This window comes from Cyanobium sp. WKJ7-Wakatipu (genome assembly GCF_024345355.1).
Classification (GTDB): domain Bacteria; phylum Cyanobacteriota; class Cyanobacteriia; order PCC-6307; family Cyanobiaceae; genus Cyanobium_A; species Cyanobium_A usitatum.
Genome location: NZ_JAGQAY010000007.1, coordinates 46,505 through 67,805, shown reverse-complemented (window position 1 = coordinate 67,805; position 21,301 = coordinate 46,505). Strand labels below are relative to the sequence as shown.

Genomic DNA, 21,301 nt, shown 5'->3' with positions numbered 1-21,301 from the left:
GACTGAAGCTCAGTCGAGCAGGGTGCCACGGCGATACTGGTTCCAGGCGGCTACAAACAAACCAGCCAGGGTCACGGGGATCAGACCTAGCACGATGCCACAGAGCAGGGGTTCGATCATGGGAGCACTGACAAGGCGTTCAGGGCACAATTGTTCCACGCCCATCCCCCACACCGCGAGCGCCCCGCACCAACTGTGACCAGCCAACCCCTAAACCCAGATGCCGCAAAAGGGCGCCGCGGCCTGATCGCTGCCCTGGTTGGCATGGCGGCCGCGGCCTGCATCGTGGCGGTGTTGCTGGTGCTGCCTGCGGCCCAGGCCGATCCCTACAGCCGTCAGACCCTTGAGCTCAGCGGCTCCAGCGAGAAGGGCGGCCGGCTGTTTCGGCTCAATTGCGCCGGCTGCCACGGCATCGCCGCCCAAGGGCTGGTGGGCCCCAATCTCCACGGGGTCGCCGCCCGCAAGAGCTCCCGCCAGTTGATCCAGCAGGTGGTGAGTGGCCGCACGCCGCCGATGCCCCGCTTCCAACCGGAACCCCAGGCCATGGCGGACCTGCTGGCCTATCTGAACGGTCTTGTGTGAGCGGCGCCGCCCAGCTGGCCGTGGTGCTGGTGGAACCCTCCGGGCCGCTCAACGTCGGCAGCGTCGCTCGCCTCTGCGCCAACTTCGACGTCGGTGAGCTGCGCCTGGTGGCGCCCCGCTGCGACCACCTCGGCGAGGAGGCCCGGCGCATGGCCGTACACGGCGGCTGGCTGCTGGAGCAGGCCCGCCTGTTCCCCAGTCTCAGCGCCGCCCTGGCCGACTGCTGCCGGGTGGTGGCCACCAGCGGTCGACGCTCCGGCGAGCCCCTACCCCTGCAAGCACCGGAGCCGGCCCTGCGCTGGCTGGCCCAGGCCAGGGGCACCTGCGCCCTGGTGTTCGGCCGGGAGGATCGGGGCCTCAGCAACGACGAGCTGCTCCAGGCTGGCCAGCTGCTCACCCTGGGCAGCGGCGACGCCTATGCCTCCCTCAACCTCTCCCACGCTGCAGCCCTGGTGCTGCATAGCTGGCATTGCTTAGACAGCAGCTTAGAAAGCAGCCTGGGCAGCAGCCCTGAGGTTGGCGCCCTGCCGGAGCCAAGCGACCGCCAGGCCCTCGAAGCGATGCTCGGCGATGCCGAGGCCCTGCTGCTCAACGTGGGCTTCCTCCATCCCCACACTGCCCACGCCCGCATGGCCAAGCTGCGGGGGCTGCTACAGCGGGCCCAAATCTCCACTGAAGAGGTGGCCCTGGTGCGTGGAATGGTGCGCCAGCTGCGCTGGGCCAGTGAGCGCGGGAGCAACCCTGGCCAGACCCCTTAACTTCAGGTCACTTCGTTGGAGTGGCCCGTGACCACTGGCCGTCAGCCCCGTAGCCCCAAGAACCGCTGGGGAGGCCCCTTTCGGTTGGTGTTGCGCCTGGTGGTGATGGGAATTGGTCTGGGCGTGGTCACCGGCACCAGCCTCAAGCTGCTGGCCCCCCGCCTGGCCCAAGGCGCCAGCAAGGCCCCCAGCCTCGACCTCGGCGCAGCCCGCAACAGCAAGGGCCTCGATCCGGGGCAGTTCGAAGCCCGCACGGAGCTGGCAGCGGTGAGCAAGCGCTGGAGCGAGCTGGCAGCAGCCCAGAAAGGCCTCACCGCCAGCGCCTTCCTGCTGGTGCTCGACGACGGCCGCTTTGCCCAGCTGCAGCCCGACCTACCCCTGCCGGCCGCCAGCTCAATCAAAACGCCGATCCTGCTGGCAGGCCTGGAAGACCTCGACAACGGCAAGTTGCGCTGGAACGAGCCCCTGCCCCTCACCAAAGAGGTGATGGGCGGCGGAGCCGGCTGGATGGCCAACAAACCGGTGGGCACCCGCTTCCCGTTTTTTGAAGCGGCCACCGAAATGATCCGGGTGAGCGACAACAGCGCCACCAACCTGCTGATCAAGCGTCTAGGCGGCAAAACGACGCTCAATGAGCGTTTCACCGCCATGGGCCTGCCTTCAACGGCAGTCAACAACTGGCTGCCCGATCTCGAAGGCACCAACACCACCAGCAGCCGTGACCTGGCCAAGTCGATCGCCATGGTGGATATCGGCGAAAGCCTGAGTCCCCGGGCTCGGGACCTGTTTAGGGAAATCATGGGTAGCTCCCGCACCAACACCCTGATTCCTTTGGGCCTGCTCCAGGGACTCGGCAAAGACTCCGCCGACCCCGACAGCGAGCTGCTCAGCTTCGGCATCACCGTCTACAACAAAACTGGTGATATCGGTATCGCCTACGCCGATGCAGCCCTGATCCAGCTCCCCAACGGCCAGCGCGCCGTGGCGGCCTTCATGGTGAAAGGTCCGTTCAACGACCCCCGCTCCACCGATCTGATCCGCGCCATGGCCGCTGAAGTGTCAAAAACCCTGGTGGGCCGCAAATGAACCGCCCTCGCCTGTTCCAGGTCAGCTGGCTGCCGCTGCTGCTGCTAACCAGCCTGGCCGCCCCCGCCCTGAGCCAGACCAAAGCCAAGCCAGCGGCCCCGCTGCTGCGCCCCCAGACCGTGGCGCCCTTGAGCGGCGGCCTGGATCGGGTGCTGCTGGTGAATGACAACAATCCCGAGCTAATTCGCGAGCCCGGGATCCTGCTTTCCACCTTTCCCGGCGCCGGTCGCGGCGTGCCTGCAGCCCACCTGGATGTGGCCCTGAACGGCCGCTTTGATCTGTTCAGTCATCACGTCTACGCGGGCAAACCAGAGAGCCTCTACTCCACCCTTTGGCTGGCGGTGCTGGCGGCTCCCCGCGGCCCCGGGCCCGTAACTCTGAAGCTGCTGGCTGGCTCGACTGCCCTCTCCCAAGCGGTGGATCCCGGCCAGGCCGGCGCCCCCTTCCTGCCCCTGCCGGCCCTGATGGTTCAGGGCACCACCCCGGTGTGGGCCGGCCCCGGCAGCAGGGTGGCCACCGAATTACTGGCCCGCCAGCGCAGCCCCGAGCTGCCCGCCAGCTGGACCCTGCCCCCCGGCGCTCCCACCACCCTGCTGGTGCTGCCCCTGCCGGTGCGGGGCCTCGATCCCCTGCTCAACGGCCGCAACCTGCAGCTGCGGCTGGAGAGCTCGGCCCCGGTGAGCCTGGCCACCCTGGCGGCTTTTGGCCGCGGCAATGAGCCACCGAGCGCCGCCAGCTGGGCCGCCCTGCTGGAGGGGGGACTCAGCCCTCGGGAGCACAGCCCCACCCCCCGGGGCAGCAAGGGGGGCATGGTGTATTCGCGGGTGAGTGGGGTGCAGGTGGGCAGCGTTTGGCGCAGCCGCCTCAGCGATCCGGGCAAAAACTGGCTGAGCGTGAGCCGGGCGCCGATCTCCTGGCCGATCAGCAGCCTGGAGCGCGGCACCCTGGGCACCGGCCAGGTGCAAACCGCCGAGCTGCAGGCCTTTTACCCAGGCACGGCCTGGGCCGCCCACGGCAACTACGGCGTCGAATACGACCTCAGCATCCCCCTGCGCAACGACACGACCAAGCCGGTGACCCTGCAGCTGGTCCTGGAATCGCCGCTCAAGGGCGATGCCGCCATTGGTGGCCTGCGTTTCAAAAGCATTGGCGGCATCACTAGTGGCAGCCGGCCGGTGATGTTCCGCGGCACGGTGGAGGTGACGGGCCTTGATGGCGCCAGCCCGGGCAGCAGGCCCGTTGGCCGGCGCAGCTTCCATCTGGTGCAGCGTGCTGGTGAACCCAGCCCCGCCTTTGGCACCATCAGCCTGGCGCCAGGGGCCAGCCGCCAGCTGCAGGTGCGGCTGATCTATCCGGCCGATGCCACCCCGCCCCAGGTGCTCAGCCTGCTGCCGCTTCCAGATCCAGCTATGAACCCAGCTGTGAAACAATCCGAATCAACTCCAGCCAGCCGTCCGTGACGCCAGTTCGCAAGCGCAGGGTCTTCCCCTTCACCGCGATCGTCGGGCAGGAGGAGATGAAGCTGGCCCTGTTGCTCAACGTGATCGATCCGCGCATTGGCGGCGTGATGATCATGGGCGACCGGGGCACCGGCAAATCGACCACCATCCGGGCCCTGGCGGACCTACTGCCCGAAATCGATGTGGTGGCGGGCGACCCGTACAACAGCTCCCCCTTCGACCCAGACCTGCAGAGCACGGAGGTGCGCGCCCGCGCCGATCAGGGTGAGGAGCTACCGGTGGAGCCCCGCCAGGTGCCGATGGTCGACCTGCCCCTAGGCGCCACGGAAGATCGCCTCTGCGGCACGATCGACATCGAAAAGGCCCTGAGTGAAGGCGTGCGGGCCTTTGAGCCCGGCCTGCTGGCCAAGGCCAACCGCGGCCTGCTCTACGTGGATGAGGTGAACCTGCTCGACGACCACCTGGTGGACGTGCTGCTGGATTCAGCCGCCTCCGGCTGGAACACGGTGGAGCGCGAAGGTGTGAGCGTGCGCCACCCGGCCCGCTTCGTGCTGATCGGCTCCGGCAACCCCGAGGAGGGGGAGCTGCGGCCCCAGCTGCTCGATCGCTTCGGGATGAGCGTGGAGGTGCGCACCGTGCGCGATCCAGAGCTGCGGGTGCAGGTGGTGGATCAGCGCACCAACTTCGACAGCGATCCAGACGGCTTCAACAATGCGGTGCAAACCACCCAGGACGCCCTGCAGGACCGGGTGATTGCGGCGCAGAAGCTGCTGAATCAAGTGGCTATCGACGCCGACCTACGCATTCGCATCTCGGCGGTGTGCGGCGAGCTGGATGTGGATGGCCTGCGCGGCGACATCGTCACCAACCGAGCCGCCCGGGCCCTGGCCGCCTTCGAGGGTCGCACCGAAGTGGGCGAAGAAGACGTGGCTCGCGTCATGGCCTGCTGCCTGCGCCATCGCCTGCGCAAAGACCCGCTGGAAACGATCGACTCCGGCGACCGGGTGGTGAAGGTGTTCTGCAAGGTGTTCGAGCGCTCCGACAGCAGCGATCGCAGCGCCTTCGAGTTGGCGTTGGTGGGGTGAAGCACCCCATGGCCTCATCTGCTGACTGCATCGGCCGGGTGATGCTTTTCAGCGCCTGTCTCGGCCTGATGCCACTGGCCCCCTCCGCTCGGGCCACGCCCGAGCTGGTGGTGCTGATGCGGCATGGCCACAAAGGTCCTGGGGGGTCCAATTACAACCTGTCGGCGCAGGGCTTCGAGCGCGCTAATGCGCTGGCCTCGCTGCTGCCGCAATGTTTTGGGCGCCCCAGCCAGATCCGTAGCTTCTATCTCGATCCCATTTCCGGCAAGAACGCCCGCAGTTACCAGACGGCCGTGCCTCTAGCGGTTGCTACCGGCGTAGACATCGCCATCGACCTCGCCTCCCGCGAGGATTCTTTCCGCTCAGGTCGCCAAATTCTCACCGATCCGAGCGTTGCCGGCGGCAGAGTGGTGCTGTTCTGGGAACACCGACGCCTGCCCCAGCTCGCCGCAGGCCTGGGCTGGCCAGCGATGGCGCCGATCGCCGACGACGACTTCGACCAGCTGGTTGTGCTCCGCTACCGGCCGTCCTCAATACAGCCCGAGGTGCGGACCTACAGCCAGGCCCAGCTGCTCGATGGCAAGCAGCGCTGTGATCCACTCCTTGAGCCTGGTCGGCAACCGCGGAGCTGACCATCGCCAGCCCTGAAGTCCTCAGATCCTCAGATTCAGATATTGCCTCCCCCCAATTGCCTAAAACGTTCACCGCCATGCCCACCTGTGCCCCACACCGTTCCACCACCCTGCGGCGGTCTCAGTGGGTAGCTGGTCTGCTGGCCGCCCTAGCCCTGCAGCAAACATGCCTGGCCGCCCAAGCCGAACCGGCAGCAGCGGAGCTCAAACTCGACCAGCGCCGACTGGCCGCAATCGCTGGCCTCCCTCCAGCGCCAGGCAGTGCCGCGGAAGCCGCTGATCTGGCAATCCTGGAGTGGCTGCAGCGCTTCCGAAGCCCGGAGATCGTGGCCACCACCTGGCTGCTACTAGACCGCGACCTCAATGTCTTCAGCAGCGCTGTGGGCACTGAGCTCGGCAAGGCCACGCCAATGCTCAGCGCAGGTCTACACGCGTTCATGGCGCCGGTGAACAGCGCCTATCGGGGGATCAAGCAACAACAGGGCCGAATCCGTCCTTACGTCGCCCACCCTGGGCTGGAGCCCTGTCTGCCACGGGAGAACACCGGCTCCTTTCCCTCTGGGCACGCCGTGTGGTTCCGCAGCACAGCCGAGCTGCTCGCTGACCTACTTCCCGAGCGTCGCGAGCGCCTGCATCACGTAGGCCGCCAGGGTGGAGCCAACCGGGTGCTGTGCGGCGTGCATTACCCCTCCGATGTGGAGGCAGGCCAGCGCCTCGGTGTCGACGCCGCCCTGCAGATCATCGCCAGTCCCCAGTGGCGAGCCTTCCGGCAGGATCCGGCGCTACGGGCGGAGCTCGAATTGTTGCGGGCAGTTCCAGCCAAGGCCCTGCCGCCGATGCTGCGCTGAACCATGAGGATCCTCGGCATCGATCCCGGCCTGGCCCGCGTCGGCTACGGGATGATTGAGGTGGAAGAGCACCGCGGCGGCGCCCAGCACCTGCTCGACTGCGGCATCATCCGCACCGATCCTGGACGCAGCGATGGGGAGCGGATGGTGGAGATCGCCCGCGACCTGCGGGTGCTGATCCGCACCTGGCAGCCCCAGCTGGCGGTGGTGGAAAAGTTTTTCTTCTACCGCTCCAGCACCACGATCTCGGTGGTACAGGCCCGCGGCGTGCTGATGATGACCCTGGCGCGGCTCAAGGTGCCGGTGGTGGAGTTTCCGCCGATGCAGATCAAGCTGGCCCTCACCGGCCATGGCCACGCCCAGAAGGACGACGTGCTCGAGGCGGTGATGCGGGAGCTCAACCTCGACACCCCACCCCGCCCCGATGACGCCGCCGACGCCCTCGCCGCGGCCCTCACCGGCTGGTTTCAGCGATGAGCGCCAAAGCGAGCCTGCGCCAGCAGTTCCGGGCCCGGCGCCTGGCCCTGCTGCCGGAGGCCCAGCCCGCCATCGAGGCCCAGGTCCGGCGGCACTGTCCTGCTCTGCTGCCCCCCGGGCGCCACCTGGGTCTCTACTGGCCCCTGGCCGGCGAAGTCGACCTGCGCTCGCTGCAGGCCCTACTGCCCAACCAGCTGGCCCTGCCGGCCATCACCGCCGCCCCCGGCGATTCGGCGGCTCGGCTGGTGTACCGCCCCTGGCGGAGCGGCGACGCCCTGGAACCCGATGGCTGCGGCATCCCCGCCCCAGCGGCCCGAGCCGCAGCGCCTGACGAGGGCGCGCTAGCCGCGGAGCAACTGGGCCTGCTGTTGATTCCTGCTCTGGCCTGCGATGGTGCTGGCATCCGCCTGGGCTACGGCGGCGGCTGGTACGACCGGCTGCGGGCCGACCCCACCTGGGCCCAGGTGCCGGCCCTGGCGGTGCTGCCCCGGGGCTGCCGCGTTGAGCAGCTGCCATGCGACCCCTGGGATGTGCCCCTGCAGGGCTGGATCGATGAAGACGGCCTCGGGCACCCTTCTTGAGGGCACCCTTCTTGACAATGCCTTTACACGGGACGCACTGCGAGCGGCTGTTTGCCAGGATCAGTTCATAGAACAGGCCACGCCTTGGATCTCAAAGCTTTTACTGCTCCCTGCAGCTACGCCTCGGTCCCAGAAAGGGTCTTGGCTGCCGAACTTCAGGAGCGCGGCCAAAGCCACGACGCCCTCTCGATGATGGTGAGCTCAATGGTGCGGATGGTGCAGGCCGGCAAAAGCAGCGATAGTCGTTGGCAAGCTTCCTGATTCAGCCATGAATCTGCGTGTAATTCCGGCCCTGCTGCTGCTTGCCAGCGCCGCCCCGGCCCATAGCCACGCGATTGAAAGCAGCCTGGAGCGCCTGAGCAGCCTCACCGATCAACTGGTGCTCGACAGCCGTTTCGGCAATGGGGAACCCGCCGATGATGCGGTGGTGCGGCTGGTGCCGCCCAATGGTGAGCCGATCGAAGTAGGTCGCACCGATGCCCGTGGCCAACTCCGCTTCCAGCTGCCTAGCAATGCAACCTCCGCCTGGGAGCTACAAGTAGACCGCGGCCCAGGCCACCGCGACTATCTCGAGCTACCAGGGGCAGCACCGGCGCTTTCAACTGGCTTCAACAGCTCCCGACCAGAGCAAGGAATCCGAACAGGGCTGGCACTGCTCGGTCTCAGTGCCGCAGCAGGCGCCCTGGGAGGAGCACTGAGCTGGCGCCGCGGCGGCCGGCGCTGATGAGCATTGCCCCCAGTGGCAGTCCGGCCCTCGACCGCATGGTGGAGCGTCTCGCCAGCACCAGCGATCCCCGCCGCCGCTACGAATACGTACTTTGGCTGGCCAAAAAGCTCGAGCCCCTGCCCGAGGAATTTCGCAATGACGCCTTCAAGGTGAAGGGCTGCGTTTCACAGGTATTTGTGGTGGCGGAGTTAGTCGATGGCGCCCTGCACTGGCACGGTGACTCCGACGCCGCCATCACCAAGGGACTACTGGCCCTGCTGATTGAAGGGCTCGAAGGGCTGACGCCGCAGCAGGCCACCACCATCGATCCGGCCTTCATCGCCGCCACCGGCCTGCAGGCCAGCCTGACTCCCTCAAGGGCCAACGGCTTTCTCAACATCCTGCGGCTGATGCAGGCCCAGGCCCAGTCCTTGGCGGCCACCTCCTAGGCCAAGCCAGTTGATTTCTAGGATCGACAAATTGATACCCCCCAACGAATGACCATCGGCATCGGCTTGCTCGGGCTCGGCACGGTGGGGGCTGGTGTGGCAGCCATCCTGGCGACCCCGGCCGGCCGCCACCCGCTGGTGGGTGAACTCGAATTGCGGCGGGTGGCCGTGCGCGACCTGAACCGGCCTCGCACGGTGGAATTGGCAGCCGAACTGCTCAGCACCGACCCAGAATCCGTGGTCGACGACCCGGCGGTCGACATCGTGGTGGAGGTGATGGGTGGCCTGGAGCCGGCCCGCTCCCTGATCCTGCGGGCGATTGCGGCCGGCAAACCTGTAGTAACCGCCAACAAGGCCGTAATTGCGCGCTACGGCGAGGAGATCGCCGCCGCCGCCGCCGGCAGTGGGGTGTATGTGCTGATCGAAGCCGCCGTAGGTGGCGGCATCCCGATCATCGAGCCCCTGAAGCAGTCCCTGGGAGCCAACCGGATCCAGCGGGTGAGCGGCATCATCAACGGCACCACCAACTACATCCTCAGCCGCATGGCGGCAGAGGGAGCCGCCTACCCAGACGTGCTAGCTGACGCCCAGCGCCTTGGCTACGCCGAAGCCGACCCCGCCGCTGATGTGCAGGGGGGAGATGCAGCCGACAAGATCGCAATCTTGGCGGGCCTGGCCTACGGCGGTCCGGTGCCCCGCGAGGCTATCCCAACAGAGGGGATCGACCAGCTCGATGCCCGCGACATCGCCTACGCCGAGCAGCTTGGCTATGTGGTGAAGCTTTTGGCCGTGGCCCAGGCCATGCCGAGTGAGCAAGCCATGCCGGGCGAGCAAGCCGAGCAGCTCCTCGATGTGCGCGTCCATCCCACCCTGCTGCCCAAGGCCCATCCGCTGGCCGGGGTGAACGGTGTCAACAACGCGATCCTGGTGGAGGGAGACCCCGTGGGCCAGGTGATGTTCTACGGGCCCGGGGCTGGAGCCGGACCCACCGCATCGGCGGTGGTGGCCGACATTCTCAACATCGCCGGCATCCGCCAGGCCACTGGCGGTAGGGGCACTCAGGCGCCCCTCGATCCCCTACTGGCCGCCGGCAGCTGGCGAGACTGCCAGCTGGTCGAGAGTGCCGTAACCAGCCACCGCAACTACTTGCGGCTGCGCACCAGCGATCGGGCCGGCGTGATCGGTGCTATCGGCACCTGCTTTGGCGAAGCGGGGGTGTCGATTCAATCGATAGTGCAGTTCGAAACCCAGAGCGCCGGCGGCGCCGAAATCGTGGTAATCACCCACGAGGTTTGCGAAGCCAACTTCCGCCAGGCCCTAGCCGCAATCGAGACCCTGACAGATGTTCAGGCCGTGGCCGCCTGCCTGCGCACCCTTTAGCAGCGGGCCTGATTGACTCCATCAGGTCTCCAAATCGCCATCAACTGGCCAATGGGGCCAGCAGCAGGCCACAGTGGAGCACAAATCGAAATTAATTATTAAGACCCCAGCGGGGTCTGATCTGGAGGGGCCAGCTACTGAGGCAAGCCCTGTCGAGATCCCCACACCCAGGCCGATGTTTGTAGCGAGACGAACAGTGTTCAGCCCCTGTCCCCCGCAACATCTGCCCAGCAAGTACCAATCAGTTAGCCCCTAACCCCATGACCGGCCCCACCTGCTCCAGTGCCCAGGCCTCGAGCACAGTCAACCTTCACCAAGGCGCCTGCGTGCACCTTGAAAGCGATGAGCAGCTCTACCAAGTGATTGGCGTCGACGACCACCACGACCGCTGCTGGCTGCGCCGCTGGCCCCTGGCGCGCCAGGGATCGGAAGTGTTTGAAATTTCCCTGCAACAGGTGCGCCCTGCCTGGCCTCATCGGTCTTGAATGGCGTTGATTTGATGGCCGCCCCTTGCCCCGCGCTCCGCGGCTGACCCAAACCCTGGCAGCAGCCCTGCTGACCAGCGGCCTGGCAGCTGGCCTGACTCTCTCCGGCTGCCGGCCCAAGCACGAGGCGTCGGCCAACCGGCTGGTAGTTGCCAGCAAAAACCGCATCGACACGGTTGATCCAGGCGGCGCCTACACCTTCGGCGCCATGCAGCTGCTGAGCGCGATCGGCGATCCGCTCTATGCGATCAATGCCGCTGGCCAGCTGGAGCCGCGTCTGGCAGTGGCGCTGCCCCAGCTGAGTGCCGACGGGCTAAAGGCCCAGGTGCAGCTGCGCCAAGGCGTGCGCTTTCACGACGGCACGCCGTTCAATGCCGCGGCCATGGTGTTCAGCCTGGAGCGCTTCCTAGCCATCGGCAAGCTCAGCTACCTGCTGGGCGATCGGGTAAGCGCCGTGCGGGCCGTGGGTCCCTACACAATCGAGCTGACGCTCAAGCGCCCCTTCAGCCCCCTGGCCGAGCTGCTCAGCGCCGTCAACCTGACGCCCCTCTCCCCCAGCGCCTACAAAAACCATCGCGATCGCTTCCTCAACGACCGCTTCGTGGGCACCGGGCCCTACCGGCTCAGCTTCTTCACAGGCCAGCAGCAACGCTTAGAGCCGTTTGCGGGGTATTGGGGGGCCAAACCCGCCAATGGCGGTATCGACCTGGTGTCGCTCAGTAATTCCACCGCCCTCTACGGCGCCCTGCAGAGCGGCGAGGTGGATGTGCTGCTCTCGACCAGCCTCGAAATCGACCAGCAGGCCGCCTTGCAACGCCAGGCTGCAGCTGGCAGCCTGCAGGTGGGCAGCGGTCCGGCATTGGAGATCGGCTACCTCACCATGCTCACCGACCAGCCGCCCCTCAACGATCCCCGGCTACGCCAAGCAGTGGCCTACAGCCTCGATCGCAACACCATCAGCCGCCGGGTAACCCTGGGCCTGCGGCCGCCCCTGCGCGAGCTGGTGCCCCCCAGCCTCAAGGGCTCCGACCCCCAGGCCTGGCCCAGCTACAACCCAACCAAGGCCCGCCAGCTCTATCGCCAGGCCGGTTACTGCCAGGGCAAGCGCCTGACCCTGCCGCTCACCTTCCGCTCCAACATCCCCGCCGACCGGATGTTTGCCCTCACCTGGCAGGCCCAACTGCAGCAGGATCTGGGCGATTGCGTTGAGCTCGAGGTGACCGGCATGGAGGCCACCACCGCCTACCGCCAGCTGGGGGAAGGGTCCTTCCCCCTAATCCTGCTGGAGTGGATGGGCGACTTTCCCGATGCCGACAACTACCTGGTGCCCTTGCTGGGCTGTGAGGAAGCCCAAGGGGAGCGCTGTCTCAAGGGGGCCAGCGCCGCCAGTGGCAGTTTCTGGGCCAAACCCGGCCTGCAACAAGACCTGGAGCGCAGTGCTTCCTTAGCCGGCCCCGCCCGCACCGCCCTGTTGCGCCGCATCCAGCGCCAAACGGCAGCCGCCAACCCTTACCTACCGGTGTGGCTGGTGGCACCGCGGGCCTGGGCCCAACCCAGCATCAGCCAGCCCCGTTTCGATGGCTCCGGCCGCCTATTGCTACAGGAATTGACCCGTAAGCAGACCCCCCAAGGGAGCACCAAACCATGAGCCGCCGCCGGGCCCTTTTGCGCTACCTGGCCGCCCGGCTGGCGCTGGCGCCATTGATGTTGTGGCTGATCGCCAGCCTGGTTTTTCTGCTGCTGCGGCTGGCGCCTGGGGATCCGATCGACGCCCTGCTCGGCACCCGCGCTCCCGAAAGCGCCCGCGCTGCGCTGCGGGCCCAGCTGGGCTTGGATCAACCATTGCTGCACCAGTACGGCAGCTTCCTGGGCAAATTGCTGCATGGCGACCTGGGCGCCTCGCTCACCAACCAGGAACCGGTGACGGAAGTAATTCGACAAAGCCTGCCGGCCTCCCTGGAGCTGGGGGTGGTGGCCCTGCTGCTGGCTGCCGTTGTGGGTCTAGCGGTGGGCTTTTCCGGCATTGCCCGCCCGGAAGGCAAGCTCGATCTAGCCGGCCGGCTCTACGGCATCGGCACCTATGCCCTGCCGCCCTTCTGGGCCGCAATGGTGGTGCAGCTGGTGTTTGCGGTGTGGCTGGGCTGGCTGCCGGTGGGGGGGCGCTTCCCGCCCACCTTGCTGCCGCCGCAAGGAAGTGGCTTCTACTTGCTCGACAGCCTGCGCAGTGGCCTGGCCACGGGCGAATGGCAGCAGCTGCTTGGGAGTGTGCGCCATCTGGTGCTGCCAGCGGCCACCCTGGGCCTATTGCTCAGCGGCATCTTTGCCAACTCGCTGCGACTCAATCTGCGCCGCACCCTCGGCTCCGATTACGTGGAAGCAGCCCGCAGCCGCGGCCTGGGCGAGGCCCGGGTGGTGCTGCGCCATGCCCTGCCCAATGCCCTGCTGCCGGTGCTCACGATCACGGGCATCACCGTGGCGTCGCTGATTGGCGGAGCGCTGCTAATTGAGGTCACCTACTCCTGGCCCGGCATCGCCTTCCGGCTGCAGGAAGCGATCGGCCAGCGCGACTACCCGCTGGTGCAGGGCATCGTGGTGGTGGTGGCCGGCCTGGTGGTGGTGGTTACGGTGCTGGTGGATCTGCTGGTGGCCGTGCTCGATCCACGCATCAAGTTCTGAGGTTTAACTCACTCTGGCGGCAGCAACCCCTGCCAGCGGCGAGCCTGGTTGCGATCGAGCACATATGCCCGGACGCCGTCCTGTTCGCGCCGCTGGGGGGAAAGCAGCAATGGATTCTCAAAGCCCTGCAGAAATTCGCTGGTGACGTTGAGCAGCAGCGCCTGCACCTTCAGGGGCTCGATGCCCACCAGCTCCTCACCGAGTCGAAACAACGCTTCGCCCCGGTTGTCGATACGCACCGGTGAGAAATGGCTGGCCCCTTCCACCAGCACCAGCCGGCTCTGGGGATGGGTGGCTCCAGCAAACACGGCCAGCTGCTCCTGCACCGGAGGCGTCACCAGATCGAGACTGCCGCCCACCAGCAGCACCGGCACGTTGAGGTCTTGCAGACCGCGGTGGGGCCAAAGCAGGCTGCCGAAACCATTAAAGGCAACCACTCCCAGCAAGGGCGTGGCCTGGGACCGCAAGGGGCCTGCGCTGGCGTCGCCATCACCGGTGATCCGAGGCAGCTGGCACTGGAGCAGCCGCGACAGGTTGGTGAGCGGCAAGGACGCCAGGGCCAGCTCACAACGGCGACCCAGTCCCCGCTCCGGCACCAGGCCAGCCCCCATCAGCGCAGCTAGGCCACCAAGCGAGTGCCCCCCCAGCACCACTCCCTGCTCCCCCGCAGGCGCCGGGCCCAAAGCAGGCAGCTGACCCTCCCGCTGGGCCTCAAGCACGGCCTGCAGATCTGCCAGGCGCTGGGGCAGGGTTTCGGCCCCGGGCGGTGGGGCATCACCAAGCAGCGACGCCTGCAGTGCCTGCTGGTCGCTGCCGGGATGGACCACCACCAACACGGGCCAACCCCGGTCGGCCAGAGCCGCCGCCAACCAGCTGAGCTGGTCGGCGCTGCCGCCCAGGCCCGGCATCAGCAGTAGCCAAGGGCCACGGCGGGCCTGCTGGGCAGGCCATAGCTCCAGAGGCAGGGGCGCCACCCGATGGGGCACTGGCAACTGAAGGAGCTGGGGCTGGCGCCGCACGGCGCTCGTAAACCCCAAAGGACTGGAGCTACGCCGAGGCAGGGGGAGCTGGCGCAACCGCTGGAGGGCAGTGTTTTGCCGCTTCAGCTGGCTGCGCCACTGTCCAGCCAGCTGAAGCGCCCCATCGAGGCGCAGGGTGACGCTGGCCACAGGCAGGGCCCGCAGCAGCTCCAGGGCGGAGACGCTGCTCTGCCGCTCCAGCAACTGACGCAGGCTGCTGAGCAGCAGCGGTGCCGTGCTGCGGTCAGCAGGGCCAGTGGTCAGCAGGCTGCCGGCTTCTTTAAGCATCTGCTCACCGGTCCAGCTGTTGAGCAGCTGCAGCCCAAAGCTGCGATCCCGCAGCAGCGGCGCCTGCAGCAAGCGGACCAGGTCGCGGCGACTCTGGGAATTCAGCAGCCTGAGCCACGCTTGCAGGCCATTCCCTGCCTGCTCGGGCTGGCGAGTCCAGGACTCCAGGGCCGTCAGGTCGATGGGCAGCGCCAGGCCATCGAGTTGCAGCACCAACTCCTCGGCAGCCCGAGCCGGCATGCAGCCCAGGGCCAGAGCTCCGGTAAAGCAACACCAAAGGCGCAACGAGCGGCGAGCCAAGGCCAAAGGCGGGGACGATTATTCTCTCGCGCCAGGGCCGCTAAGCGGCGCCAGACTCCCCTCACCTAGCTAAAGGCCCGTTTGCGCCCCTTCCGTTCTGCCAGTCCGCCACGGTCCGCCAGTCCGCCGCAGTCCGGTTGGCTGGGCCAGTTTCCGGCGGCACTGCGCCAGGTGGCCCTAGTGCGACTGGTGGCTTCGTTTGGAGCCGGCGGGGTGCTGTACCTAACGCCGATCGTGTTCCACCAGGCGGCCTTCAGCGCCCAGTCGGTGACCCAGGGCTTGGCGCTGGCGGCGCTGGCGGGCACGGCGGGTCGTTTCATGAGCGGCATGCTGCTGGATCGGGGGCTGGCCTGCTCGATACCGGTGCTACTGGCCGCCCTGGCAGCCCTGCTGGGGGATCTGCGGCTGTTTGGCACGGCCAGCTTCCCGGGCTACGTGCAGGGGCAATTGCTGATCGGCATCGCTGCCGGGCTCTACTGGCCGGCGGTTGAGCTGGCGGTGCCCCTGGGCTGCCGCATGGGGCCTGCCCCGATTCCCACCGCCCGGGGCTATGCATTGGTGCGCAGCGCCGATGCGGCTGGGATTGCGGCTGGAGCCCTGCTCGGGGCGCTGCTGGCGGCGGCCGGCCATCTGCGGGGCATCTACCTGATCGACATCATCTGCCTACTGCTGGTGGTATTGCTGCTGCTAAAGCAGCCCCTGCAGCGGGCTAGCCCTGCCAGCTTCGATCCAGCCGTCCACACCCCCTGGCGCCAATGGTTGCCGCCACTGATGCCGCTACTAGCGATCAGCCTGCTGGCCACCTCGCTGCCGGCTCTGATGCAGAGCGCCCTGCCCCTGGATCTGGTGCGCGGAGGCCTGGAGCGGGCAGCCATGCCCGAAAGCCTGGGGGCTCTACTGGTTGGTCTGCAGCTAGGCGTGCTGGTGCTGATCCAGTGGCCGGTGGGTCAGGCCCTGGCCAAGCGTCCGTTAGCGCAGGGGCTGGGGCTGAGCCTGGCCTGCTTTGCCACGGGCACGGTGCTGCTGGCCTTTTCAGCCCTGAGCAGCCAGGGGCTTTGGCTGGTGCTGCTAGCCCAGCTGCCCCTAGCCCTAGGGGCAGCTGCTTTCCTACCGATTGCCACCGCAGCAGTGATCGAGCTCAGCCCCAAGGAGCACCAAGGCTTGGCCATGGCTCTTTTTTCCCAATGTTTTGCCCTGAGCGCTCTAGGGGCGCCACTGCTGGCCGGCTTAGCCCTCGATGCCCAAAGACACGCCGGTGGCTTCTGGATCGGCATGACCCTGCTATGCCTGGCTGGCCTCAACCTGGTGAAGCGGCTCAGACCGAGGCCAGCTGCGGATTTTGGAACGGAAGGGGTGAGCTGAAACCCCTGTCCGAAACCTGAAGCCCAGTCCGAAATCTGAAACCCGGTCCGAAATCTGTACAGGCTGTGCAAGTTGTACGAGCTGTACGGATCTAGAGGGGAGGCCGTGCTTCAAGCCGAGGCAGGCGGTTCTTCGCGAGCGGTTGCTTGCTTAGCCACCCAGGCCTCGTGGGGCAGGGGCTCGGTGCCGTATTCCCAGTCGTCGTAGTCGGGATCGTTGCGGATCTTCTGGTGCAGCTCCTTCTGCACGTCAAAATCGTTGGGATGGCCAACGTCCACGGCTTCTTCCGGCTGAGGGTTAGGTGGTTGGGGGGTAGTCATGGCTTATCTCTCAGCAAATCCATTCTGAAGCAGGTTCAGTCTCGGTGAAATGCCCCCGAGCTCACACGTTGAACAAAAACTCCATCACGTCGCCCTCAGCCACCACATATTCCTTGCCCTCAGCCCGCAGCCAGCCCTTGGTGCGAGCTTCCACCAGCGAGCCCGCCTCGAGCAGCTGCTTGTAGCCGATGGTCTGGGCGCGGATGAAGCCGCGCTCGAAGTCGGTGTGAATCACTCCAGCGGCCTGGGGGGCGGTCATGCCGGCCTGGATGGTCCAGGCGCGGGTTTCCTTCTCACCGGTTGTGAAATAAGTGCGCAGCCCCAGCAGGTCGTAGGTGGCGCGGATCAGGCTCTGCAGGCCGCCCTCCCCTACCCCGAGACCCGCCAGGAATTCGGTGCGATCCTCCTCGGGCAGCTCAATCAATTCAGCCTCCACCTGGGCCGAGATACGCACCGTACCCGCCCCTTCCTTCAGGGCCAGCGCTGCCACCTCCTCGCAGTAGGCGTTGCCGCTGGCCAGATCGTCTTCGCTGACGTTGGTGGCATAGATGATCGGCTTGGCCGTGAGCAGCCCCAGGGGCTTGAGAAGCGGGGCCTCCTCATCGCTGAGGGCCACATTGCGGGCGGCACCACCGGCCTCCAGCTCCACCTGGATGCGCTCAAGGGCGGCATCTTCAAGCTGGGCCTCCTTGCTGGTGCGCACCTGCTTCTTGAGCCGCTCGCGACGCTTCTCCACCTGGGAGAGATCGGCCAGGCCCAGCTCGAGGTTGATCACCTCGGCATCGCGGGCCGGCCCCACTGAGCCACTCACATGGATCACGTCGTCGTTTTCGAAGCAGCGCACAACGTGGACGATTGCGTCCACCTCGCGGATGTTGGCCAGAAACTTGTTGCCAAGACCCTCTCCCTGGCTGGCCCCCTTCACCAGCCCGGCGATATCGACAAACTCCACCCGGGTGGCAATGATCTCCTTGCTGGAGCTGAGGGCAGCCAGCTGATCGAGCCTGGGGTCTGGCACGGAGACCACACCAGAATTCGGCTCAATCGTGCAGAACGGGTAGTTGGCGGCTTCGGCCTGGGCGTTGGCGACCAGGGCATTGAACAGGGTCGATTTGCCGACGTTGGGCAGACCGACGATTCCGGCTTTAAGCATGGCTGAAATCTACGGGCCGCAGGTCGAGGCGCCAGCAGCGAAAATAGAAGTATCTGCCCACAGCCCAATTTCCACCCCCACTGCAGTGCCGGTGATTTCCAGCTCGCCGCGCCGGCCCTGGCAGCGGCGGCGCCTTTGGGCCGCAGCCGCCGCAGGGCTTGTGCTCGTAGCTGGCATCGGCCTCATGCAGCGGCAGCGCGGCACCAGCCGGGCCAATCTCGAGCTGTACACAGTTGTTGCAGCTGCGGGCGACCTGCCAGGGGTGGTGAGTGCCAGCGGCGAACTCGAGGCCGAAAAGCGCGTGAACGTCAGCCCCAAACGGCAAGGGGTGATCGAGGAGCTCTACGTGGAGGAGGGCGACCAGGTGAGCTCTGGCCAGGCCCTAGCTCGCATGGATCAAGGCGACCTCGACGAGCGGCTCGCCGAGCTGCGGGCCCAGTTGCGCTCAGCCCAGGCCCAGCTGGCCCGCAGCCGCAGCGAGCTGGAGCGCAACGAGAGCCTCTATCGCCAAAACGCCATCAGCCTCAGTGACTTCAACAGCGTGCGCAGCGCCTTCCTGGTGGACCAGGCGGCCATGCAGGCCAGCCGCCAACGGCTGCAGGCGCGCCAGGTGGAGCAGGCCGACTTGGTGGTGCGGGCGCCGTTCGATGGGGTGGTGACCCAGCGCTTCGCCGATCCTGGCGCCTTTGTGACACCCACCACCACCGCCTCGGCCACCGCCGGTGCCACCAGCTCCTCGATTGTGGAGCTAGCCCAAGGCCTGGAGGTGGTGGCCAAGGTGCCGGAAAGCGACATTGGCCGTGTGCAGCTGGGTCAGAGCGCCACGGTGCGGGTGGATGCCTTTCCCGATAAAAGCTTTGAAGCACGGGTCAAGCGCGTCACCCCCCGGGCCGTGAAGATCAACAACGTCACCTCCTTCGATGTGGTGCTGCGCTTAATTGGCGACCCCCCCCAGCTGCGCATCGGCATGACCGCCGACGTCGGCTTCCAGACAGGTCAGGTGCAGGCCGACACCCTGGTGCCCACCGTGGCGATCGTCACCGAGGCGGGGCGGCCGGGCGTTCTGCTGGTGGGCAAGAAAAACCAGCCCACCTTCCAGCCGGTGGAGCTCGGCATCAGCAGCGGCAAGGACACCCAAATCCTCTCCGGGCTCAAAAGCGGCACCCGGGTGTTCATCGACCTGCCGCCCTGGGCCAAGAAACGCCCCTAGCCGGCCAGGAAAGTGCGGGCAGCATCCACGATCCGCCCCGAAGCCTGGCCGTCGCCAAAGGGATTGTGGGCCCGGGCCATGGCCTCATAAGCCGCCGGATCATCCAGCAGGCGGCTGGCCTCGGCCACGATGTCGGCGCTGTCGGTGCCGATCAGCTTGGCCGTGCCCGCCTCCACAGCCTCAGGGCGCTCCGTGGTGCGGCGCAGCACCAGCACAGGCTTACCAAGGGATGGCGCCTCCTCCTGCAGACCGCCAGAATCGCTCAGAACCAGGGTGGCGCCGCGCATCGCCGCCACCAGCTGGTCGTAATCGAGGGGCTCCACCAGGAAGGCGCGGGGGTGGTCTCCGAGCAGGGCCTGCAGGGGCTCTCGCACGGTGGGATTGCGATGCAAGGGCAGCAGCAGGGCGGTATCGGGATAGCGCTCGAGCAGCTCACGGAAGCCGCGGCCTATGTCCTGTAGGCGCTCTCCCCAGTTTTCACGACGGTGCACCGTGGCCAGAATCACCCTCTGCTTCTCAAAATCGAGGCCGGGCAGGGTGTATGGAGGCGCCTGCTCGGCCATCAACAGCAGGGCGTCGATCACCGTGTTTCCGGTGGTCAGCACCGTGCCCACCACCCCTGAGGCCCGGCAGTTTGCAGCCGAGAGGGCCGTGGGGGCGAAGTGCAGCTGGGCCAGCTGGGAGATCAGGCGCCGGTTGGCCTCCTCCGGGAAGGGATCGAGCAGGTTGTCGGTGCGCAGCCCGGCCTCCACATGGCCCACCGGGATCTGCTCGTAGAAAGCCGCCAGGGCCGAGGCAAAGGCGGTGGTGGTGTCCCCCTGCACCAGCACTAGATCGGGACGATGCTCGCCAAATTCCTGCTTCAGCCCCTGCAGCGCGCCGCAGGTGATGTGGGTGAGGGTCTGCTTGGGGGCCATCAGGGCCAGGTCGTGGTCGGCCGTCAGGCCAAACAGACCCATCACCTGGCTCACCATCTCGCGGTGCTGGCCGGTGAGCACAACCCGAGTGCGGAAATCTTCGGCCTGCTTAAAGGCCCGGATCACAGGAGCCAGCTTGATGGCCTCCGGACGGGTGCCCAGCACGATCGTGACAAGGGGCTTGGACACCGAAGCGCTGCAGACCAGATGATCCTACGAAGGTCGTCAGCAAAGGGTCCGGTGCTGACAGAAGCCGCAGCAGCAGCGAAGCTGGGCAACTACCGGTGACCGCAGATGACGAATTCACCCTTTCCTCCCTCTCCCCTTCCCCCGTCCCCTTTCCCCCCAGCCGCAGCAGCCCCCGCCCCAGCACCCCCAGCTCCAGCAGCGGCGCCCCCCGCCCCCACCCCAGACATTGGAACTGCCCCCAGCCGGGTAGATAACGGCAGCCAGCCCGACAGCCTCGAGGGCATCGTGCGCATAGCCAACGAGAGGGGCTACTCAGACGTGCACCTGGGAGTTGGAGAGGAACCCCGCTTCCGGGCCCGGGGGGAGATGGCTGGCACCGGTTGGCCCGTGACTGATGCGGCCACCTTCAGCGGCTGGATGAGAGAAATGCTCAGCCCAGTTGAAATCGACGCCTTCCAACGCGAGAAGGAATACGACGGCTCCCACGCCTTTTCCTTTGTGCGAGTGCGCATCAACCTGTTGGATTCGTTGCGGGGTCCGGCGATGGTGCTGCGGCTGATCCCCCAGAAGATCGCCACCATGGAAGATCTAAACCTGCCGCCAGTGCTCAAGGAGCTGGCAGCCCGGCCCAAGGGAATGATCCTGGTTACGGGCCCCACCGGCTCCGGCAAGAGCACCACCCTTGCCGCGATGATCGACTGGATCAATCGCAACATGTGCCGTCATATTCTCACCATCGAAGATCCGGTCGAATTCGTACACGAAAGCCGCCAATCTTTGATTCGACACCGGGAGGTTGGTCAGCACACCAAGCTATTCCACAACGCCCTGCGGGCAGCCCTTCGAGAGGACCCCGATGTAATTTTGATTGGGGAAATACGCGATCAAGAGACCCTGGCCACTGCCATCGAGGCCTCCCAGACAGGCCACTTGGTGTTTGGCACATTGCACACAAACTCCGCCGTCAAAACCATAGAACGGGTGCTGGGCATGTATCCCCCTAGTGAGCAGGACAGTGTTCGTCGTGCAGTTTCAGAATCACTGCTCGGCGTGATAGCCCAGGGACTCCTTAAAACAACCGACGGCAAACGGGCCGCTTATCACGACATTTTGATCAATACCGACGCCTGCAAGGACTACATCCAGCGAGGTGAACTCGATGAGATCGAGGAGATCATGAAACGCAGCGCCTTCGATGGCATGCAAACCGCCAATCAATCGTTGCAGCAGTTGGTAGAAGCCCACCGGGTTACCCCCGAGGATGCCTTAGCCCAAAGCCTCAAGCCCAACGAGCTTGCTCAAGCGCTTCGCGGTCGCACTTGAGTAAGTGCTGCAAAT

The 21,301-nt window shown here is 66.4% G+C and carries 24 protein-coding genes; 19 read left to right on the top strand and 5 right to left on the bottom strand.

The features are described 5' to 3' along the window. Positions 1-9: 9 nt before the first annotated feature. Positions 10-120: a cytochrome b6-f complex subunit V gene (gene petG / locus KBY83_RS06375; RefSeq protein ID WP_094559756.1), complete on the bottom strand. Its 111-nt coding sequence runs from the start codon at positions 118-120 to the stop codon at positions 10-12. Between the two features lie 75 nt (positions 121-195). On the opposite strand from petG, the gene KBY83_RS06370 reads away from it, so the two are divergent. From KBY83_RS06370 to KBY83_RS06295, 16 genes are all read left to right on the top strand, one after another. Next, on the top strand, positions 196-582 hold the full coding sequence (locus KBY83_RS06370; RefSeq protein WP_396093539.1) for a c-type cytochrome: 387 nt from the start codon (positions 196-198) through the stop codon (positions 580-582). Next, positions 579-1,340 carry an RNA methyltransferase gene (locus KBY83_RS06365; RefSeq protein WP_255018797.1) on the top strand — a complete coding sequence of 254 codons (762 nt, stop codon included), beginning with the start codon at positions 579-581 and terminating at the stop codon, positions 1,338-1,340. Before KBY83_RS06370 ends, KBY83_RS06365 begins: the two co-directional genes overlap by 4 nt. 105 nt (positions 1,341-1,445) lie before the next feature. Then, complete coding sequence (locus tag KBY83_RS06360) at positions 1,446-2,426, top strand: serine hydrolase (RefSeq protein WP_255018838.1); 981 nt, start codon at positions 1,446-1,448, stop codon at positions 2,424-2,426. Beyond that, positions 2,423-3,886 (top strand): DUF3370 domain-containing protein, encoded by a 1,464-nt coding sequence (locus KBY83_RS06355; RefSeq protein ID WP_255018796.1) that lies wholly within the window; start codon positions 2,423-2,425, stop codon positions 3,884-3,886. The genes KBY83_RS06360 and KBY83_RS06355 overlap by 4 nt, the downstream gene beginning before the upstream one ends. After that, entirely contained in the window at positions 3,883-4,971 is a 1,089-nt protein-coding gene (gene bchI, locus KBY83_RS06350; RefSeq protein ID WP_255018795.1) for a magnesium chelatase ATPase subunit I, read from the top strand. Before KBY83_RS06355 ends, bchI begins: the two co-directional genes overlap by 4 nt. 8 nt (positions 4,972-4,979) lie before the next feature. Beyond that, positions 4,980-5,603, top strand: a complete 624-nt coding sequence (locus tag KBY83_RS06345) for a hypothetical protein (protein WP_255018794.1) — start codon at positions 4,980-4,982, stop codon at positions 5,601-5,603. A gap of 77 nt (positions 5,604-5,680) precedes the next feature. After that, positions 5,681-6,451 carry a phosphatase PAP2 family protein gene (locus tag KBY83_RS06340; RefSeq protein ID WP_255018793.1) on the top strand — a complete coding sequence of 257 codons (771 nt, stop codon included), beginning with the start codon at positions 5,681-5,683 and terminating at the stop codon, positions 6,449-6,451. Between the two features lie 3 nt (positions 6,452-6,454). Further along, on the top strand, positions 6,455-6,928 hold the full coding sequence (ruvC, locus tag KBY83_RS06335) for a crossover junction endodeoxyribonuclease RuvC (protein ID WP_254935977.1): 474 nt from the start codon (positions 6,455-6,457) through the stop codon (positions 6,926-6,928). Continuing rightward, a complete protein-coding gene (locus tag KBY83_RS06330; protein WP_255018792.1) occupies positions 6,925-7,509 on the top strand; it encodes a 5-formyltetrahydrofolate cyclo-ligase in 585 nt (194 codons plus the stop codon). Before ruvC ends, KBY83_RS06330 begins: the two co-directional genes overlap by 4 nt. 84 nt (positions 7,510-7,593) lie before the next feature. Beyond that, entirely contained in the window at positions 7,594-7,770 is a 177-nt protein-coding gene (locus tag KBY83_RS06325) for a hypothetical protein (RefSeq protein ID WP_193486089.1), read from the top strand. 7 nt (positions 7,771-7,777) lie between these two features. Then, positions 7,778-8,233: a hypothetical protein gene (locus KBY83_RS06320; protein ID WP_255018791.1), complete on the top strand. Its 456-nt coding sequence runs from the start codon at positions 7,778-7,780 to the stop codon at positions 8,231-8,233. Then, positions 8,233-8,664, top strand: a complete 432-nt coding sequence (locus tag KBY83_RS06315; RefSeq protein ID WP_255018790.1) for a SufE family protein — start codon at positions 8,233-8,235, stop codon at positions 8,662-8,664. Before KBY83_RS06320 ends, KBY83_RS06315 begins: the two co-directional genes overlap by 1 nt. A gap of 48 nt (positions 8,665-8,712) precedes the next feature. After that, a complete protein-coding gene (locus KBY83_RS06310) occupies positions 8,713-10,044 on the top strand; it encodes a homoserine dehydrogenase (RefSeq protein WP_255018789.1) in 1,332 nt (443 codons plus the stop codon). Positions 10,045-10,304: 260 nt separating this feature from the next. Beyond that, positions 10,305-10,529, top strand: coding sequence for a hypothetical protein (locus tag KBY83_RS06305; RefSeq protein WP_106501473.1), 225 nt, complete (start codon positions 10,305-10,307; stop codon positions 10,527-10,529). Positions 10,530-10,554: 25 nt separating this feature from the next. Continuing rightward, complete coding sequence (locus KBY83_RS06300) at positions 10,555-12,177, top strand: ABC transporter substrate-binding protein (RefSeq protein ID WP_255018788.1); 1,623 nt, start codon at positions 10,555-10,557, stop codon at positions 12,175-12,177. Further along, positions 12,174-13,205 (top strand): ABC transporter permease, encoded by a 1,032-nt coding sequence (locus KBY83_RS06295; protein WP_255018787.1) that lies wholly within the window; start codon positions 12,174-12,176, stop codon positions 13,203-13,205. The genes KBY83_RS06300 and KBY83_RS06295 overlap by 4 nt, the downstream gene beginning before the upstream one ends. An 8-nt stretch (positions 13,206-13,213) precedes the next feature. On the opposite strand, the gene KBY83_RS06290 is transcribed toward KBY83_RS06295, so the two are convergent. Continuing rightward, the gene (locus tag KBY83_RS06290) at positions 13,214-14,812 is read right to left on the bottom strand and encodes an alpha/beta hydrolase (RefSeq protein WP_255018786.1); all 1,599 of its coding nucleotides are present in this window, start codon (positions 14,810-14,812) and stop codon (positions 13,214-13,216) included. An 81-nt stretch (positions 14,813-14,893) separates the two neighbouring features. Here KBY83_RS06290 and KBY83_RS06285 point away from each other — a divergent pair, with 81 nt between their 5' ends. After that, positions 14,894-16,174, top strand: coding sequence for an MFS transporter (locus KBY83_RS06285; protein WP_255018784.1), 1,281 nt, complete (start codon positions 14,894-14,896; stop codon positions 16,172-16,174). Positions 16,175-16,284: 110 nt separating this feature from the next. Here KBY83_RS06285 and KBY83_RS06280 read toward each other — a convergent pair whose 3' ends face one another. Continuing rightward, positions 16,285-16,494, bottom strand: a complete 210-nt coding sequence (locus KBY83_RS06280; RefSeq protein ID WP_255018783.1) for a hypothetical protein — start codon at positions 16,492-16,494, stop codon at positions 16,285-16,287. A gap of 61 nt (positions 16,495-16,555) precedes the next feature. Then, on the bottom strand, positions 16,556-17,647 hold the full coding sequence (gene ychF / locus KBY83_RS06275; protein WP_254942497.1) for a redox-regulated ATPase YchF: 1,092 nt from the start codon (positions 17,645-17,647) through the stop codon (positions 16,556-16,558). Between ychF and KBY83_RS06270 the strand changes: the two genes are divergently transcribed. Further along, positions 17,646-18,857: an efflux RND transporter periplasmic adaptor subunit gene (locus KBY83_RS06270; RefSeq protein ID WP_255018782.1), complete on the top strand. Its 1,212-nt coding sequence runs from the start codon at positions 17,646-17,648 to the stop codon at positions 18,855-18,857. The two genes, ychF and KBY83_RS06270, sit on opposite strands and share 2 nt — an antisense overlap. On the opposite strand, the gene wecB is transcribed toward KBY83_RS06270, so the two are convergent. Then, a complete protein-coding gene (gene wecB, locus KBY83_RS06265; protein ID WP_255018781.1) occupies positions 18,854-19,963 on the bottom strand; it encodes a non-hydrolyzing UDP-N-acetylglucosamine 2-epimerase in 1,110 nt (369 codons plus the stop codon). The genes KBY83_RS06270 and wecB overlap by 4 nt on opposite strands. Positions 19,964-20,068: 105 nt before the next feature. Between wecB and KBY83_RS06260 the strand changes: the two genes are divergently transcribed. Continuing rightward, positions 20,069-21,286: a type IV pilus twitching motility protein PilT gene (locus tag KBY83_RS06260; protein ID WP_255018779.1), complete on the top strand. Its 1,218-nt coding sequence runs from the start codon at positions 20,069-20,071 to the stop codon at positions 21,284-21,286. The last annotated feature ends 15 nt before the right edge of the window (positions 21,287-21,301 follow it).

What these genes read in the sequence shown, in the direction of transcription:
- petG (WP_094559756.1), bottom strand. Translation starts at nt 120, where the DNA reads ATGATCGAACCCCTGCTCTGTGGCATCGTGCTAGGTCTGATCCCCGTG.
- KBY83_RS06360 (WP_255018838.1), top strand. Translation starts at nt 1,446, where the DNA reads ATGGGAATTGGTCTGGGCGTGGTCACCGGCACCAGCCTCAAGCTGCTG.
- KBY83_RS06355 (WP_255018796.1), top strand. Translation starts at nt 2,423, where the DNA reads ATGAACCGCCCTCGCCTGTTCCAGGTCAGCTGGCTGCCGCTGCTGCTG.
- KBY83_RS06345 (WP_255018794.1), top strand. Translation starts at nt 4,980, where the DNA reads ATGGCCTCATCTGCTGACTGCATCGGCCGGGTGATGCTTTTCAGCGCC.
- KBY83_RS06340 (WP_255018793.1), top strand. Translation starts at nt 5,681, where the DNA reads ATGCCCACCTGTGCCCCACACCGTTCCACCACCCTGCGGCGGTCTCAG.
- ruvC (WP_254935977.1), top strand. Translation starts at nt 6,455, where the DNA reads ATGAGGATCCTCGGCATCGATCCCGGCCTGGCCCGCGTCGGCTACGGG.
- KBY83_RS06330 (WP_255018792.1), top strand. Translation starts at nt 6,925, where the DNA reads ATGAGCGCCAAAGCGAGCCTGCGCCAGCAGTTCCGGGCCCGGCGCCTG.
- KBY83_RS06320 (WP_255018791.1), top strand. Translation starts at nt 7,778, where the DNA reads ATGAATCTGCGTGTAATTCCGGCCCTGCTGCTGCTTGCCAGCGCCGCC.
- KBY83_RS06315 (WP_255018790.1), top strand. Translation starts at nt 8,233, where the DNA reads ATGAGCATTGCCCCCAGTGGCAGTCCGGCCCTCGACCGCATGGTGGAG.
- KBY83_RS06310 (WP_255018789.1), top strand. Translation starts at nt 8,713, where the DNA reads ATGACCATCGGCATCGGCTTGCTCGGGCTCGGCACGGTGGGGGCTGGT.
- KBY83_RS06305 (WP_106501473.1), top strand. Translation starts at nt 10,305, where the DNA reads ATGACCGGCCCCACCTGCTCCAGTGCCCAGGCCTCGAGCACAGTCAAC.
- KBY83_RS06295 (WP_255018787.1), top strand. Translation starts at nt 12,174, where the DNA reads ATGAGCCGCCGCCGGGCCCTTTTGCGCTACCTGGCCGCCCGGCTGGCG.
- KBY83_RS06280 (WP_255018783.1), bottom strand. Translation starts at nt 16,494, where the DNA reads ATGACTACCCCCCAACCACCTAACCCTCAGCCGGAAGAAGCCGTGGAC.
- KBY83_RS06270 (WP_255018782.1), top strand. Translation starts at nt 17,646, where the DNA reads ATGGCTGAAATCTACGGGCCGCAGGTCGAGGCGCCAGCAGCGAAAATA.
- ychF (WP_254942497.1), bottom strand. Translation starts at nt 17,647, where the DNA reads ATGCTTAAAGCCGGAATCGTCGGTCTGCCCAACGTCGGCAAATCGACC.
- KBY83_RS06260 (WP_255018779.1), top strand. Translation starts at nt 20,069, where the DNA reads ATGACGAATTCACCCTTTCCTCCCTCTCCCCTTCCCCCGTCCCCTTTC.